Consider the following 15,953-nt stretch of genomic DNA (forward strand, 5'->3'; position numbering starts at 1 on the left):
GCAACGGAACTAGCGAAGAACGCGCTTCATGACAAGCGCTGTGGAAACGGCGCCCTTGGCATCCTTGTAATATCCCTTGCGTTCGCCGACTTTCTCGAAGCCGAGCTTGCGGTAGAGCCCGAGCGCTGCCGCATTGCCATCATCGACCTCCAGAAAGATGCTTTCGCCACCGCGCAGCTTCGCTTCGCGCATCGCGGCCTGCATCAGCCGCCAGCCGAGGCCGGCGCGCGCGACCTTCGTCTGCACGGCGATCGTCAGGATTTCCGCCTCGCCGGCAACCTGGCGCGCCAGCACAAAACCCGGCAACGGCTTCTTGAGGAAGGCGTTTGTCTGGCGGGCCACGAAGCCGAAGACGGTGTCCTGGCTGAGCAGGCTGTAGAACTCGCCATCGCCCCACGGGCGGGCGAAACGCTCGCCGTGCAGGGCTGCGACCGCGCGGCAATCATCGGCATCCATCGCGACGATTTCGAATTCCGGCTTCAACGTCAAATAGGATTCCAACATGGTCATACTCGCGCAATTGCAAACCCGGCCTGCGGCTTGGCGTCGGGTCCACGCAGATAAAGAGGCTTTGGCTTTCCGGCAGACGGATCGGCGGCGGCGCCGATGCGTGCCACAATGGAAATCGGGAAATGGTTGGCATGGTCGCCGGTCGCGTCCGGCTTCAGGAGAGGCGTGGCCGAACCGGTGATTTCGCCCTCGAACGCCGCGGCGAACGCCTGCGCTTCCTCGACGGTCACGGCGCGCGCTTCGTCGAACGTTTCGCCGTCGACATTGAACGCCTGCAGATAAATCTCGTTTCGCTTGGCATCCATGGCCGCGAGCACGGGGCACCCCGGCGTTTTCAGCCGCTGCGCTTCGGCCATCACCGCAAGCGTGGTCACCCCGACCGCCGGAACGCCGAGCGACAGCGCAAAGCCGCGCGCGGCGGCGACACCGACGCGAATGCCGGTAAACGAGCCTGGACCGATGGTGACAGCAATGCGATCGACAGCCGAAAGCGACATATCCGCCTGCTCCAGCACGCGGTCGATGATTCCCATCAAATGCTCAGCATGCCCCTTGCCGATCATGTCCGATGCCTCGCCCAGCATCGTATCCCTGCCGCTGTCATAGAGAGCGGCAGCGCAATCCACACCTGCGGTGTCGAGCGCCAGTATGATCATGGCATCAATTTCCGAATAAAGCGTTCCTGAGCGTCCATACCTTCACCCTGCCGCGCTTGCAAATGCTGCGCCAGGACGAATGCCGGGACAGAGTGTCGTCGTCAGGCGGCGACGACTTCCTCGACTTCCGGAACGAAATGGCGAAGCAGGTTCTGCACGCCATGCTTCAGCGTCGCCGTCGAAGACGGGCAGCCGGAGCAGGAGCCCTTCATGTTGAGATAGACCTTGCCGTCCTTGAAGCCGCGGAAGGTGATGTCGCCACCATCCTGCGCGACGGCCGGGCGTACACGTGTGTCCAGCAGTTCCTTGATCGTCAGCACGATCGACTCGTCTGCTTCATCGAAGAACTCGCCGCCGGCATCGAGATCCTCGGAAAGAACCGATGCATCGCCCATCACAGGCTTGCCCGACATGAAGTGTTCCATGATCGAGCCAAGGATGGCCGGCTTCAGGTGCTGCCACTCGGCATTGTCCTTGGACACGGAGATGAAATCGTAGCCGAAATAGACACCGGTCACGCCAGGAATCTCGAACAGACGGGCCGCGAGCGGCGATGCCTGAGCCTCGTCGGCGCTACGGAATTCGGCTGTTCCGTTCTCCATTACGACCCGACCCGGCAGGAACTTCTGCGTGGCGGGATTCGGCGTGGCTTCGGTCTGAATAAACATGTCGCTCTCCGTGCGGCGGGCAGCGGCCCAGGCCGTCTTTAGAATTCTTCAAAAAAGAAAATAAGCCGATTGGCAACTCTATTCAAGAGACTGGCACTCAAGAAATGCTTTATGCGAGGGCATCCAATTCCTCGTCCGTCAATGTGTCAGGCAGGACGGTGACGGGGATGGGAAATGTCGCACCACGCCCGGCGATCGACGACACCAGCGGTCCTGGACCTTCCTTGGCCGAGCTTGCGGCCAGCACCAGGATCGCGATATCGCGGTCTTCCTCGATGACGGCGTTGATCTGCTCCGTGGCGCTTCCTTCGCGGATGACGATCTCAGGGTCGATGCCGATCGTTTCGCGAACCACATGCGCCGCCTTGGCGACCACGGCTTCGGCTTCCTCGCGCGCCTCGGCACGCATGATCTCCTCCACCCCCAGCCACTGCTGGAAGTCGCCCTCCGGTATCACGTACATCAGCACAAGGCCGCCATTCGAGTTCTTGGCGCGCCGGCCGGCATAGTGAACGGCACGGGAGCATTCGGGCGTATCGTCAATGACCGCCATGAATTTGCGGCGATGACCTTCGAGCCGGGAGAGTCGTTTTGATACCATGCCGCGGACTCTGACACCTGAACCTGAAAATTTGCAAGCCCTCGTTTTTGATCCCTCGAGGGGGGCTCTGTCGAGGTCTAGGTCAGGCCGGAACCAGTCCGTAAAGGCGCATGATTGCTTTCACATGCTCGATATCCGGCTTGCCCTGAACATTGATGGCCAGAGCCATCTCCTCGAAGTAGCGTCTGCCGATCAAGCCGGGTGTCATGGTGATCAAAGCCTTGGCGGTTTCGCCGTGCAGATTTTCGTGGGTGTGGACGTAGCCACGTGGGATGAAGAGGGTACCCCCCGATGCGATCTCGTGTTTGCGCCCGTCAAGCGTCGTGGTCATCGTGCCGGACAATCCGTAGATCACTTCGTCGACGTCACGGTGATAATGGGCGGCCGGGACACGTGCCTGAGGCGGGACCGTGAATTCGAACATCACGAGACTTCCGGCGCTCTGGTCCTCGTCGATCAGAAGCCGGATCTCCATGGCGCCGATCTGGATGAGGTTGCGATCTCGCACCGAAGCCTCCTGACGGTCTGTTTAGGAACAGTACGCCGCAGGTAGAGGTTCGACAAGTCCGGGGCCGCATGTACGCCGCCCCGGACGATTTCGGCAGAGCCGGGATCTCAGTACAGGAAGCCGACGATGTCGCGCACTTCCTTCATCGTCACTTCGGCGCGTGCCCGTGCCCGCTCGCCACCGTTGCGCAGGATCGCGTCGATGTGGCTGGTGTCCGACATCAGCCGGCGCATCTCGGCGGTGATCGGCGAAAGCACGTTGACCGCCAGGTCGACCAGTGCCGGCTTGAAGACGGAAAACTGCTGACCGCCGAACTCGGCAAGCACGTCCGCTTTCGATTTGTCGGCGAGCGCCGCATAGATGCCGACCAGGTTGTCCGCCTCCGGACGGCCCTTGAGTCCATCGACTTCGCAGGGCAAGCCTTCCGGATCGGTCTTGGCCTTGCGGATCTTCTTCGAGATTGCGTCCTCGTCATCCATCAGGTTGATGCGCGAGAGATCCGATGGATCCGACTTCGACATCTTCTTGGTGCCGTCGCGAAGCGACATGACGCGCGGCGCTGGACCATCGATCAGCGGCTCGACCATCGGGAAATAGGCATGCACCGGCTCATCGCCGACGGTGATGTCGATGCCGTAGCCCGTCTTGCGGATATGCTCCGCATAGTCGAGGTTGAACTTCATCGCGATGTCGCGGGCGAGTTCAAGGTGCTGTTTCTGATCGTCACCGACCGGGACATGCGTGCCGCGGTAAACGAGAATGTCGGCAGCCATCAGGCTCGGATAGGCGTAGAGGCCGAGCGAGGCTTGCTCACGGTCCTTGCCGGCCTTGTCCTTGAACTGCGTCATGCGGTTCATCCAACCGATGCGCGCGACGCAATTGAAGATCCAGGCAAGCTCGGCATGCTGCGGCACGGCCGACTGGTTGAAAACGATATGCTTTTCCGGATCGATGCCGGACGCGATGAAGGCGGCGGCGATCGAACGGATCTGGTTCGGCATGTCGTCATGGACGAGCTGCGCCGTCAGAGCATGCATGTCGACCACGCAGTAGATGCAGTCGTTGCCTTCCTGGAGTGCCACGAACTTGCGGATTGCGCCGAGATAGTTGCCGAGATGGAGATTGCCGGTCGGCTGGACGCCGGAGAATACGACTTTCTTGAATTCGCTCATTATGTCCTCGATTAGGCTGGTGGAGGGCCCCAGGGTCTGTAACCCATGTTGCTAACGTCGCGGCTTATGCACGCGCGCGATACGGCAATCAAGGGGTTCAGCCTGCGGCGTGTTCGATCAGATCGAAGGTGTTGCCGTAAGGATCCGAAAACACGGCGACGGTCCCGTAGACTTCGTGTCGCGGCCTTTCGAGAAATTGCACGCCCTTGGCCAGCATCGACGCATGGTCACGCGCAAAATCATCGGTCTTGAGGAAGAAGCCAACCCGCCCGCCTGTCTGGTTGCCCATCGCCGCCATTTGCCGGTCGTTGGCAGCCTGCGCGAGCAGAAATGCCGCTCCATCTTCGCCCTTCGGCCTGACCACGACCCATCGCTTGCCGTCCGGCTGGACGTCGTCCTGAAGGCAGTCGAAGCCGAGCGCGCCGCAGTAGAAGTCCTTGGCCCGATCGTAGTCGTCGACGATGAGTGTTACGAGAAAGAGCGATTGGGACATTACAGGGCTCCGATTTGCGATGTGGTGTTGTTGCCAAGCGCGGGCGGCCGGTCAAGGGAGAGCGGGCTGCCGTCGTTCGGCCCATGTGCTTCCGTCATGCCGGGCTTGATCCGGCATCCGGCAACGCCGCGTCTGCGGCGCAGATCAGTCTTTCGCGCTCGAGGACTTGAGCGCGCTCGACCCCGGATCAAGTCCGGGGTGACGGAGAGAAGCAATCGGCGGGGTAACGGCACACGTCTTCGCCTTCACGCGATCCTTTTGGCCCGCGCTTGACCTGCATTGTCACTCGGACGGGGCGCTGGAAATTGCCTCGTTGAGTAAAACAATATGGCGCTGTCGAGCGCCCCGTTCGGCGGTTTGTGCCCGAACGCGGTCCCTCTGCCGCCTTGCCCGTGGAAGCTCTTGCTTCCCCTGGGGGCCATGTGTGCCACGCAGGCACGTCCGGGGCTCAACTCGACGCCGCATTCGCGCTGGCGCCGCCGTCCCCGGAGGGAGACCATTTTCTGCGGACCCCTGATGCGGAAGCTCACGTCCTTCTTCCGCACCCGGCGCCGGTCCCGCCTCGCCGCAACGCCTTGCGGTGTATTCGCGACGGGGCGATTTTATTGTAGGAGGAGCTCACCGAGCGGGGAAATTTGGTGACAGATTTTTTCTGTGAGTATTTCTCACAAATTTACGTGAAGGGAAATTTATACCTATTTTTAGGTATCCCTAATTCATCAATTAGCCGTAAATTACGGCATTCTTCCGTTGCGTAAGGTAAACAATTTCACAAAAAGGCCATTTTTAGGGAGAGCGTTCCATCCGCCAGAAACTTACCCCGGTCGCCCGGTGTATTTCGAGGGGAGGGAACCATGCAGTCCGCATTTTCCATCGCACTCGCCGGCCTGTTCTGTCTGTCGTGTTTCGACAGTGCCGACGCCCAGAATGCCAGAAGAGTTGCAATACCGCCGCTCAAGTATAAAGAAACGCTCGCCTATTCTCTGCAGACCGTCAGCGTCAAGGCGAACTGCTTCCCGCCGCAACTGCGCGAGGTTCTTGCCTATATCGCCGCCAAGACCGGTCGCCGTCCAATGGTAACCTCGGGGCTCCGGTCGCACGGTCGATCACATTCACAGCATCGCTATTGCGCAGCCGCCGATATCCGGATCCCCGGCGTATCGGAGCGCACGATCATTGCTATCGCTGAATCGGCACCGGGAATTGGCGGAATCGGTCGCTATTGCAACGGCATCGTCCATGTGGACGTAGGTCCAAAACGACGATGGACCTACTGCTGAAGCGCTGCGTCGGACCGCTAACCGTCCACCTTTGCGACCGGCTTGCGGTTCAGGTTGCGCCGGATCATGCCGAGGCTTGCGCCGCCGATCAGGAACGCGGTCGCGAAGTAGACAGCCATGGCGATGACGATCAGCAGACCGAGCGTGCCGACCTTGGTCGTCAGATGCGCAGTTGAGGCGAGCCACGGTTCCCAGCGGTGCTGCAGGTACATTATTACGCCGCCCATGACACCAGCGGAGACGACGAGCAATGCTGCGCGTCGCGCCAGCGCCCATTCCCACGTCAGATGACCGCGGCGGAGCAGCGTCGTGAAGAGTAGGACGGTGCTGATCCAGCCGGCCGTTGCTTCCGCAACCGCAATGCCGGGAGCGCCGAGGAACGGGAAGAGCGTCAATGCCGTCGCGCAGTTGACGCCAACGGCAATCGCCGAAAAGCGCATCGGCGTCTTGGTGTCTTCGCGCGCGTAAAATCCCGGTTGCAGTGCCTTGATCAGCACGAAGGCAGGGAGACCGACGCCATAAACGGCGAGGATGGAGCCGACGATCGCGGTGTTTTCCTGATGGAAGGCGCCGCGTTCGTAGAGAACGCGGATGATCTCGTCGGAGAGGATCCAGAGCGCAAAGGCGGCCGGTATTGTCAGGAACAGCACGAATTCCATCGACCGGTTCTGCAAGTTCGCCGCCTCGCGCAGATTGCCGCCCTTCAGCGCCCGCGCCAGTTCCGGCAGCAGCACCACGCCAACAGCAACGCCGACGACGCCGAGCGGCAGCTGGTAGATGCGGTCCGCATATTGAAGTGCGGCGATCGCGCCTTCGCGTGAGGAGGCAATTGCCTGGCCGATCATCTGATTGATCTGGGTAATGCCGCCGGTGACGGCAGCAGGCACCGCCAGGATCAGCAGGCGCTTGACGTTCGGCGTGATGCGGGGAAAGCGAAAACCGATGCTCATGCCGGCATGCAGGACGCCGACATAGACGACGACGAGCTGCAGGATGCCCGCAACCAGCACGCCCCAGGAGAGATACCAGGCGGTCTGAAGCGGTTCCGCGCCGGTATAGAGCGCATAAAACAGCGCCCCGATCATCACCACGTTGAGGAAAACCGGCGCTATGGCCGCCGCGAAGAAATGATGCAGCGAATTCAGCATCCCGCTCATCATCGCCGTCAGCGACATGCACATTAGATAGGGGAACATCACCGCCGCCATGCGCACGGTGATCGAGAATTTCTCCGCATCGTTGGCAAAGCCCGGCGCGATGACGAAGCGCACGAGCAGCGGCATGCAAAGCTCCATCACGATGGAGATGAGCAGCAGCACCGAAAACAGCACGCCGAAGACCTCTTCGGAGAAGCGCTTGGCGCCATCCGTGCCGTTCGCCTCGATCTCCTTGGCAAACAGCGGCACGAAGGCGGCGTTGAACGCACCTTCGGCAAAGAGCCGGCGGAACAGGTTTGGAAAGCGGAAGGCAGCATAGAAGACGTCGGCCATCGGACCGGTGCCGAGGGCTGCCGCCATCAGCGTTTCACGGGCGAATCCGAAGATACGGCTGCCAAGCGTGGCGCCGCCGACGGTGGCGAATTTTCTGACGAGGCTCATACGTTTTGGCTCATGCGGACGAATCCGCCTTCTTTTCTGTCTGCGTCGCGGCGCGGGCCGTGGTCGGCGGCGCGATGATGCCGGAGGGCATGCGCTCGCGCAGCTCGTCCTGCTCCTCGGCCATCACGGCCTTCAGGCGCGCGGTGATGTTCGAGCGCTTGCTGTCGCCCGAGATTTTCTGGCCGACGAGGTCGGTCACGTAGAAGGTATCGATGACCTTCTCGCCGAAAGTGGTGATGCGGGCCGACTGAATGTCGAGCGACAGGTCCGAAAGAACCGCGGTGATTTCCGACAGCAGGCCCGGTCGGTCGAGGCATTCGACCTCGATAACGGTGAACTTGTTTGACAGGCTGTTGGAGATGTTGACCGACGGCGGGATGACGAAGGCCTTGCTCTTCTTGCGGTTCTTGGTCCGCGTCGCAATCACTTCGGGCAGCCGCTTGCGGCCGGAAAGCACGTCCTCGATCATCCGCCCGATGGTGCCGGCACGGCGCAGCTCGTCGGCATCGTCCTTGAACTCGCGGCTGACATGGATCGTATCAAGCGCACGGCCGTCCGAGGTCGTGAAGATCTGCGCGTCGACGATGTTGGCGCCCGCCGCGGCACAAGCGCCGGCGATGACGGCCAGAAGGCGCGGATGGTCAGGCGACAACACGGTGATCTCGGTGATCGCGTGGAAGCTGTCGGTGCGAACCATCGTCGCCAATGCCTGGCCGGCCTTGTCCGCCTGTCGGATAAAGCCTGCATGCCGGACCTGGTCTTCCAGGGGAACGGAGAGCAGGTAGGGCTGATAGTGCAGCTTGCTGTAGATCTTGCGGTCCTTCTGGCTCCAGTCGGAGAGCGCGTTGTAGAGCGCTTCGGCCGCGAAGTTGGCGCGCTCCTTGCGCGAAACCTCCGAGAAGCCGCCGGCAAGCAGCAGTTCCGTTTCATAATAGAGCGTGCGCAGCAACTGGCCCTTCCAGCCGTTCCAGACACCGGGACCGACGGCGCGGATGTCGCAGATCGTCAGGATCAGCAACATCTTCAACCGGTCGAGTGATTGCACCACATCGGCAAAGTCGGTGATCGTCTTGCGGTCGGTAAGATCGCGCGTCTGTGCGACCATCGACATCGCCAGATGTTCTTCAATCAGCCAGACGACCATTTCGGTCTGCTTCTGCGACAGGCCGAAACGGGTGCACAGCTTGCGAGCGACGCGGGCGCCGGCAATCGAGTGGTCCTCCTGGCGGCCCTTGGCGATGTCGTGCAGCAGCACGGCGACATAGAGAGCCTCGCGGTCTTCGATGCCGGGCATCAGCTTGTTCGCGAGCGGGTGCAGGTCGTCGGCCTTGCCCTTGTCGATCTCCGACAGCACCTCGACAGTGCGGATCAGATGCTCGTCCACCGTATAGTGGTGGTACATGTTGAACTGCATCATCGCGACGATCTTGCCGAACTCGGGGACGAAGCGCCCGAGCACGCCGGCCTCGTTCATGCGCCGCAGGATCAGCGCCGGATCGCGCTTCGAGGTCAGGATCGACATGAAGAGGCGATTTGCCTCGTCGTTCTCGCGCAGATTGTTGTCGATCAGGCTGAGCGAGCGGGTAACGCGCTTCAGTGCGTCCGGATGGAATTCCAGCCCATTGATGTCGGCGACATGGAACAGGCGGATGATACTGACCGGATCATTCTTGAATACATCGGGGCTTGCGAGCGCGATACGGCCGCGATCCTCGACGAATTCGGTGCTGCCGGCGATCTTGCGGCTGCGGTTTGCAAAGCGGCTGATGACGCCGGTCAGACCCGGCGTCGATTTCGCCTGCTGGTCCTCGAGCGCCGCGCAGAGAATGCGCGTCAGGTCGCCGACGTCCTTGGCGACGAGGAAGTAGTGCTTCATGAAGCGCTCGACGGCCGAAAGGCCGGGACGCGAGTGATATCCGAGCGCCTCGGCGATCTCGCGCTGGATATCGAAGGACAGCCGCTCTTCGGCTTTTCCGGTCAGGAAATGCATGTGGCAGCGCACCGCCCAGAGGAAGTCGTCGGCCTTCTGGAAGACGTGGTATTCGTGCTTCGAGAGAACGCCCAGCGGCACGAGCTCAGCCGTGTCGCGGACATGGTAGTAGTATTTCGAGATCCAGAAGAGCGTATGCAGGTCGCGCAGGCCGCCCTTGCCTTCCTTGACGTTGGGCTCAACGAGATAGCGCGTGTCACCGGCCTTGCGGTGGCGCTCGTCGCGCTCGGCAAGCTTGGCGGCGATGAATTCTGGCCCAGTGCCGGTGACGATCTCCTTGTCAAAACGCGTCTCAAGCTGCGTCTCCAGCGAGCGCAGGCCGCAGATGTAGCGCATTTCAAGGATCGCGGTACGGATGGTCATGTCTGATTTCGACAGCGCGATGCATTCTTCAATCGTGCGTGTCGCGTGGCCGACCTTGAAGCCCATGTCCCAGAGGACGTAGAGCATGAATTCGACCGCCTTGTGCGTTTCCTCGGCAGGCTTCGGCTGGAACAGGAACAGGAGGTCGATGTCGGAGCCCGGCGCCAGCGTGTCGCGGCCATAGCCGCCGACGGCCGTGACGGCGAACTTGTCCTTCTGTTTCGGGAAGACATGGGCGCAGACGAACTCGTAGAGAACCGTCGTAATCTGGTCCTGCAGCCACGAAATCCGCCGGGCGCAATTGATGCCGCTGCCATCGGCCGAAAGCAGCTCGCGCGCCTTCTGCCGGCCTTCGCTGCTCGCCTTCTTGAGGGTCGCCAGCAGATCCGATCGCATGACGTCGGGCCGCGTCTTGTTGGCCTCTGCCATGGCGTCGCACATCTTCAGGAGATAGTCGGTGTCGAGGATATCGGAGAAATCGATTTCGTTCGTCGTCGCCATGCGCGGGGCGGCTTCCTGTTTACGCGGCGCAGCCGCTTCCTGCTGCACCTCTCGTTTCGTCTGCATGCGCTATAGCCTCTTTGCCCGCCGATGACACGGGCTTTCCTACTGCAGAACCCTTAATTTTGGCGAAAAGGTGTTGTCGCGCGTGAAACCGTGGGCATCAGGCAATCAGGCAGCGATCTGTGCCTGCACGGAATAGAGCACGTGACGTGTCTCGCTGGCGATTTCTTCCAGCGTCTCTTGGTCGCACTCGCGGTAGCCGGCTTTGGCGACGCAAGACGATAGTTCCAGAATCCTGGCGCAGCAGCGGATGATCTGCAGCAGGCCGAAGGGCGAGGCCCAGCTGCGCGGCGTGCCGCGCTCGTCCGCAAGCCGTAGCGCTTCAAGCGCGCTGAAGATCGCCGCAAGCCTCTGGGTTTCGTTGAACAGCCGGTCCATGAACATCGGTCAGCCCTGCTTCAGCTTCTTCTTGAGGTCGTAGAGCGCATCCATTGCCTCGCGCGGGGTCATGTCGTCGAGGCTCATGCCTTTCAGCGCTTCCTCCACCTTCGAGGGGCCACGGCTGGCGTCGTCGCGACGCACCGCCACCTGGAACAGCGGCAGATCGTCGATGAGCTGGCTCGCCGGGTTCTTGCGGTCGGCATCTTCAAGACGCGTCAGCACGTCGCGGGCGCGCGCCACCACCGAGGCCGGCAGGCCGGCAAGCCGGGCGACCTGGATGCCGTAGGAGCGATCCGCAGCACCGGGGCCGACCTCGTGCAGGAAGATCACGTCGCCGTCCCATTCCTTTACGCGCATCGTGGCGTTCGATAGCCGCGCAAGCTTTTCCGAAAGCACCGTCAGCTCATGGAAGTGAGTGGCGAAGAGGCCTCGGCAGCGGTTCGCCTCATGCAGGTGCTCGACGGCTGCCCAAGCGATGGAGAGACCATCGAAGGTCGCGGTGCCGCGACCGATTTCGTCGAGGATGACGAGCGAGCGGTCTGTAGCCTGGTTGAGGATCGCTGCCGTTTCGACCATCTCGACCATGAAGGTCGAGCGGCCGCGTGCGAGATCGTCGGAGGCACCGACACGCGAGAACAGCCGGTCGACGATGCCGATATGGGCGCAGATCGCCGGCACGAAGGAACCCATCTGTGCGAGGATGGCAATCAGCGCGTTTTGGCGCAGGAAGGTCGATTTGCCGCCCATGTTCGGGCCGGTCAGCAGCCAGATCGCGCCATCCTTGCCGTCGGAGACCGGCGAGAGATCGCAGTTGTTGGCGACGAAGGGGCCAGAAGATTGCCGCCGCAGCGCCTGCTCGACGACAGGGTGGCGTCCACCTTCGATCGCAAACATCTTCGAGCCATCGACGAGCGGCCGGCAATAGGCCTGTTCGTCGGCCAGAAGCGCAAGGCCGGCGGCAACGTCGATGACAGCGAGCGCGCGGGCGCCTGCCTTGATTGCCTCGGCCTCGGCGACGACGGCTGATGTCATGTGGTCGAAGGCCGCCAGTTCGATCGCAAGCGCCTTGTCGGCGGCGTTGGCGATCCGGCTTTCCAGGTCGGCAAGCTCGGTCGTGGTAAACCGCATCGCGTTCGCCATCGTCTGGCGGTGAATGAAGCGGCCTTTTGCCTCCGGCGTGTCGGTCATCGGTCCGGCATTGCCGGCAGTGACCTCGATGAAATAGCCGAGGATGTTGTTGTGCTTGATCTTCAGCGATTTGATGCCGGTTTCCTCGGCATATTGCAGCTGCAGGCCGGCAATGACACGACGCGATTGATCACGCAGCGCCCTGACCTCGTCGAGTTCGGCATTGGCGCCGTCCCGCAGGAAGCCGCCGTCGCGCTTCAATAGCGGCAACTCGTCGCCAAGCGTCTCGGACAGCAGTGCTGAGAGGCCGGAGGGGAGGGCCTGGAGGCTCGAAAGCGCAAGCTGCAGCTCTTCGGGCAGCAGCGCTTCAGCAAGCAGCCGGGCGAGATCGCCCGCGGCATTCAGACCTTGGCGGATGGCGGCGAGGTCGCGTGGCCCGCCGCGGTCGAGCGCCAGGCGCGAGAGCGCGCGCGGCATATCTGGCACATGCTTGAGGTGGTGGCGCAAGTCGCCGCAAAGCGACGGCTCCTCCATCAGGAAGCCGATCGAATCCAGCCGCTCATTGATGCGGACGGGATCGGTCAGCGGCGACATCAGCCGTTCGGCGAGCAATCGTGCTCCGCCACCGGTGACGGTGCGGTCGATTGCCTTCAGCAGCGAGCCGTTGCGGTCGCCTGACAGCGTGCGGGCAAGTTCGAGGTTGGCGCGGGTCGCCGGATCGATGAACAGGGTGGAGGCGCCGCTTTCACGCTCCGGCCGTCCGAGTGGCGGGCGTTCGGCGATCTGCGTTTTCTCGACATAGGCGACGGCCGCCGCCGCCGCAGCAAGCTCGGCGCGCGAGAAGGTGCCAAAGCCATCGAGTGTCGAGACATTGAAATAGCGTGCGATCCGCCCTTCGGCGGTGGCGCTGTCAAAGAGCACGGCCGGCTGCGGAACGGCGGTGCGGCCGAGCACGTCGAAAACAGGTTTCAGGTCAGGATCGTGAAAGATCGTATCCGGCACGATCAGTTCGCGCGGATCGATGCGCAGGATATCGGCAAGCAGTCGCGAGTTTTCGGTCTCGGCCAGCCGGAAAACCCCGGTCGAAATGTCGATCCAGGCAAGCGCCAGCACCGGTTCGGCGCTGCCGCGAATCCGGGTAAGCGCCATCAGATAGTTCGATTCCGATGGCGAAAGCAGCTTTTCCTCGGTGATCGTGCCCGGGGTCACCAGGCGGATGACGTCGCGCTTTACGACTGACTTGGAGCCGCGCTTCTTGGCTTCTGCCGGGTCCTCGACCTGCTCGCAGACGGCAACCCGGAAGCCGAGCGCGATCAGTTTCTGCAGATAGTCGTCGGCCGCATGAACAGGCACGCCGCACATCGGAATATCCTGCCCCATATGCTGGCCGCGCTTGGTCAGCGTGATGCCGAGCGCGCGCGAAGCGTCCAGCGCATCCTCGAAGAACAGTTCGTAGAAATCGCCCATGCGATAGAACAGCAGCGAGTCAGGGTTGTTCGCCTTGATCTCGATGAATTGCTCCATCATCGGTGTCGCCGAGGCGCGGCTTTCTTCCGTGGCCAACTCGGCAGCCGAAAAGGCTTCTATTCCAGTGTCTATTCGTTCGTTCACGGAGATGCATTTTTTCCAAAAAAGAGGTGCCAACCCTAGCTGCCCACAGCTATAGATGACAACCGCGATTGAGGAAGAGCAAGGCGTCACCCACAAGACGTTGGAGGAAAAATGCCCGATACCGAGAAGAAGCAGCGGCCGGTTACATCAGTGACCGACAACGAGGCTCTTGAGTTCCACGCCATGGGGCGGCCCGGAAAGCTGGAGATCAACGCCACGAAGCCGATGGCGACGCAGCGCGATCTGTCGCTCGCCTATTCGCCGGGCGTTGCAGTTCCGGTGAAGGCAATCGCCGCCGATCCCGCTACCGCCTATGATTATACGACACGCGGCAACATGGTCGCGGTCATCTCCAATGGCACGGCGATCCTTGGTCTCGGCAATCTCGGCGCATTGGCCTCCAAGCCTGTCATGGAGGGCAAGTCGGTGCTCTTCAAGCGCTTCGCCGACGTCGATTCCATCGATCTCGAAGTCGATACCGAAAACGTCGATGAATTCATCAACTGCGTCCGCTTCCTCGGTCCTTCCTTTGGCGGCATCAATCTTGAGGATATCAAGGCGCCGGACTGCTTCATCATCGAGCAGCGCTTGCGCGAGCTGATGGACATTCCGGTTTTCCATGACGACCAGCACGGCACGGCGATCATTGCTGCCGCCGGTCTCATCAATGCGCTGGAACTGACCGGCCGCCACCTGAAGACGACGAAACTCGTCTGCAATGGTGCAGGCGCAGCAGCGATCGCCTGCGTCGAACTCATCAAGGCAATGGGCTTCGCGCCCGAGAATATCGTCCTTTGCGATACCAAGGGTGTTATCTACCAGGGCCGCATCGAAGGCATGAACCAGTGGAAGTCGGCGCATGCGGTCAAGACCAAGGCGCGCACGCTCGAGGAAGCCATGAAGGGCGCGGACGTGGTCCTTGGCCTCTCGCAGAAGGGCGCCTTCTCGGAAAAAATGATCCGCTCGATGGCCGACCGACCGATCATCTTTGCGATGGCCAATCCCGATCCTGAGATCACGCCGGAAGAAGTCGCCCGCATCCGCGACGACGCCATTATGGCAACGGGCCGATCCGACTATCCGAACCAGGTCAACAACGTTCTCGGTTTTCCCTATATCTTCCGCGGCGCGCTGGATGTTCGAGCCACCACCATCAATGACGCCATGAAGATCGCTGCAGTCCAGGCGCTGGCAAACCTGGCCCGCGAGGACGTGCCTGATGACGTCGTTGCCGCCTACCAGGGCAACCGTCCGCGCTTCGGCGCGCAATATATCATTCCGGTACCGTTCGATCCGCGCCTGATCTCTGCAATCCCGGTTGCCGTAGCGCAGGCTGCGATTGACAGCGGCGTCGCCCGCAAACCGATCGCCGACATGGCTGCCTATGCCCGCGAACTTTCCGGCCGCCGAGATCCCATCGCCTCGACGCTGGCGAGCCTCTACGAACGCGTTCGCCGCCGCCCGAAGCGGGTGGTCTTTGCCGAAGCCGAAGAAGAGCAGGTCATGCGTGCGGCAATGTCCTACGCCAACCAGCAGCTCGGCACGGCGATCCTTCTCGGCCGCGAAGACCTGATTCGTGCGACCGCCGAGCGCGCCGGCATCGATCTCAATCGGCCGGGACTGGAAATCGTCAACGCACGCATTTCCACCCGCGTCGAGACCTATATCGACTACCTCTATGCGCGCCTGCAGCGCAAAGGTTACCTGCACCGCGATGCCCAGCGCCTGATCCATCAGGACCGCAACCACTTCGCTGCCTGCATGGTGGCGCTTGGCGACGCCGACGGGATGGTGACGGGCATCACTCGCAACTATTCAACGGCGCTCGAAGATGTGCGCCGCTGCATCGACATGAAGCCGGGGCATCAGGTAATCGGCGTTTCGGTTGCGCTCTGCCGCGGCCGCACCGTCTTTGTCGCCGATACCGCCGTCCACGATATGCCATCGGCCGCCGAGCTCGCCGATATCGCCGTCGAAGCTGCGGGTTTCGCGCGCCGCATGGGTTATCAACCGCGTGTTGCCATGCTTGCCTATTCAACCTTCGGCCATCCCTCGGGCGAGCGCTCCGAACGCGTGCGCGAAGCCGTAAAGATCCTCGACAAGCGCCGCGTCGATTTCGAGTATGACGGCGAGATGGCGGCCGACGTGGCACTGAACCGCAAGGTGATGGAGCAGTATCCGTTCTGCCGCCTGTCGGGACCGGCGAACGTCCTGGTCATGCCGGCCTTCCACTCGGCCTCGATCTCAACGAAGATGCTGCAGGAGCTCGGCGGTTCGACGGTTATCGGCCCGATCCTCGTCGGCCTCGACAAGGCGGTTCAGATCACTTCGATGGGCGCGAAGGATTCCGACATCGTCAACATGGCCGCAATCGCCGCCTACGCCGGATCATGAAATGGAAATGAGCGGGAGGTGTCCTCCCGCTCCATC

Annotated in this window: 13 protein-coding genes; 2 read left to right on the plus strand and 11 right to left on the minus strand. The window is 61.8% G+C overall.

From position 1 onward, the window contains the following. Positions 1-9: 9 nt before the first annotated feature. From ATY80_RS04085 to ATY80_RS04115, 7 genes are all read right to left on the minus strand, one after another. Entirely contained in the window at positions 10-504 is a 495-nt protein-coding gene (locus ATY80_RS04085; protein WP_088691165.1) for an N-acetyltransferase, read from the minus strand. Between the two features lie 2 nt (positions 505-506). Beyond that, positions 507-1,166, minus strand: a complete 660-nt coding sequence (gene tsaB, locus ATY80_RS04090) for a tRNA (adenosine(37)-N6)-threonylcarbamoyltransferase complex dimerization subunit type 1 TsaB (RefSeq protein WP_088691166.1) — start codon at positions 1,164-1,166, stop codon at positions 507-509. 101 nt (positions 1,167-1,267) lie between these two features. Beyond that, on the minus strand, positions 1,268-1,834 hold the full coding sequence (locus ATY80_RS04095) for a NifU family protein (protein ID WP_016552506.1): 567 nt from the start codon (positions 1,832-1,834) through the stop codon (positions 1,268-1,270). 109 nt (positions 1,835-1,943) lie between these two features. After that, positions 1,944-2,435, minus strand: coding sequence for a universal stress protein (locus ATY80_RS04100; RefSeq protein WP_007789346.1), 492 nt, complete (start codon positions 2,433-2,435; stop codon positions 1,944-1,946). An 82-nt stretch (positions 2,436-2,517) separates the two neighbouring features. After that, positions 2,518-2,943 carry a cupin domain-containing protein gene (locus ATY80_RS04105; protein WP_088691167.1) on the minus strand — a complete coding sequence of 142 codons (426 nt, stop codon included), beginning with the start codon at positions 2,941-2,943 and terminating at the stop codon, positions 2,518-2,520. A 107-nt stretch (positions 2,944-3,050) separates the two neighbouring features. After that, positions 3,051-4,115: a tryptophan--tRNA ligase gene (gene trpS / locus ATY80_RS04110; RefSeq protein WP_088691168.1), complete on the minus strand. Its 1,065-nt coding sequence runs from the start codon at positions 4,113-4,115 to the stop codon at positions 3,051-3,053. A 97-nt stretch (positions 4,116-4,212) separates the two neighbouring features. Further along, complete coding sequence (locus ATY80_RS04115) at positions 4,213-4,608, minus strand: VOC family protein (RefSeq protein ID WP_088691169.1); 396 nt, start codon at positions 4,606-4,608, stop codon at positions 4,213-4,215. An 854-nt stretch (positions 4,609-5,462) separates the two neighbouring features. Here ATY80_RS04115 and ATY80_RS04120 point away from each other — a divergent pair. Further along, positions 5,463-5,888: a D-Ala-D-Ala carboxypeptidase family metallohydrolase gene (locus ATY80_RS04120; protein ID WP_088691170.1), complete on the plus strand. Its 426-nt coding sequence runs from the start codon at positions 5,463-5,465 to the stop codon at positions 5,886-5,888. A 17-nt stretch (positions 5,889-5,905) separates the two neighbouring features. Here the strand turns inward: ATY80_RS04120 and murJ are convergent, their stop codons facing one another. The 4 genes from murJ to mutS all read right to left on the minus strand — a co-directional run bounded on the left by murJ (position 5,906) and on the right by mutS (position 13,523). After that, positions 5,906-7,486, minus strand: a complete 1,581-nt coding sequence (gene murJ / locus ATY80_RS04125; protein ID WP_088691171.1) for a murein biosynthesis integral membrane protein MurJ — start codon at positions 7,484-7,486, stop codon at positions 5,906-5,908. Positions 7,487-7,496: 10 nt separating this feature from the next. Continuing rightward, a complete protein-coding gene (locus ATY80_RS04130; protein ID WP_088691172.1) occupies positions 7,497-10,406 on the minus strand; it encodes a [protein-PII] uridylyltransferase in 2,910 nt (969 codons plus the stop codon). 105 nt (positions 10,407-10,511) lie between these two features. Beyond that, on the minus strand, positions 10,512-10,787 hold the full coding sequence (locus ATY80_RS04135; protein ID WP_088691173.1) for a hypothetical protein: 276 nt from the start codon (positions 10,785-10,787) through the stop codon (positions 10,512-10,514). A gap of 3 nt (positions 10,788-10,790) precedes the next feature. After that, the gene (gene mutS / locus ATY80_RS04140) at positions 10,791-13,523 is read right to left on the minus strand and encodes a DNA mismatch repair protein MutS (RefSeq protein WP_088691174.1); all 2,733 of its coding nucleotides are present in this window, start codon (positions 13,521-13,523) and stop codon (positions 10,791-10,793) included. Between the two features lie 111 nt (positions 13,524-13,634). On the opposite strand from mutS, the gene ATY80_RS04145 reads away from it, so the two are divergent. Further along, entirely contained in the window at positions 13,635-15,917 is a 2,283-nt protein-coding gene (locus tag ATY80_RS04145; protein WP_088691175.1) for an NADP-dependent malic enzyme, read from the plus strand. Positions 15,918-15,953 lie beyond the last annotated feature (36 nt).

The organism is Rhizobium sp. R711 (assembly GCF_002211365.1).
Taxonomy (GTDB): domain Bacteria; phylum Pseudomonadota; class Alphaproteobacteria; order Rhizobiales; family Rhizobiaceae; genus Rhizobium.

Coding starts and splice junctions, on each gene's coding strand:
- ATY80_RS04085 (WP_088691165.1), bottom strand. CDS start 504: ATGTTGGAATCCTATTTGACGTTGAAGCCGGAATTCGAAATCGTCGCG.
- tsaB (WP_088691166.1), bottom strand. CDS start 1,166: ATGATCATACTGGCGCTCGACACCGCAGGTGTGGATTGCGCTGCCGCT.
- ATY80_RS04095 (WP_016552506.1), bottom strand. CDS start 1,834: ATGTTTATTCAGACCGAAGCCACGCCGAATCCCGCCACGCAGAAGTTC.
- ATY80_RS04100 (WP_007789346.1), bottom strand. CDS start 2,435: ATGGTATCAAAACGACTCTCCCGGCTCGAAGGTCATCGCCGCAAATTC.
- trpS (WP_088691168.1), bottom strand. CDS start 4,115: ATGAGCGAATTCAAGAAAGTCGTATTCTCCGGCGTCCAGCCGACCGGC.
- ATY80_RS04115 (WP_088691169.1), bottom strand. CDS start 4,608: ATGTCCCAATCGCTCTTTCTCGTAACACTCATCGTCGACGACTACGAT.
- ATY80_RS04120 (WP_088691170.1), top strand. CDS start 5,463: ATGCAGTCCGCATTTTCCATCGCACTCGCCGGCCTGTTCTGTCTGTCG.
- murJ (WP_088691171.1), bottom strand. CDS start 7,486: ATGAGCCTCGTCAGAAAATTCGCCACCGTCGGCGGCGCCACGCTTGGC.
- ATY80_RS04130 (WP_088691172.1), bottom strand. CDS start 10,406: ATGCAGACGAAACGAGAGGTGCAGCAGGAAGCGGCTGCGCCGCGTAAA.
- ATY80_RS04135 (WP_088691173.1), bottom strand. CDS start 10,787: ATGTTCATGGACCGGCTGTTCAACGAAACCCAGAGGCTTGCGGCGATC.
- ATY80_RS04145 (WP_088691175.1), top strand. CDS start 13,635: ATGCCCGATACCGAGAAGAAGCAGCGGCCGGTTACATCAGTGACCGAC.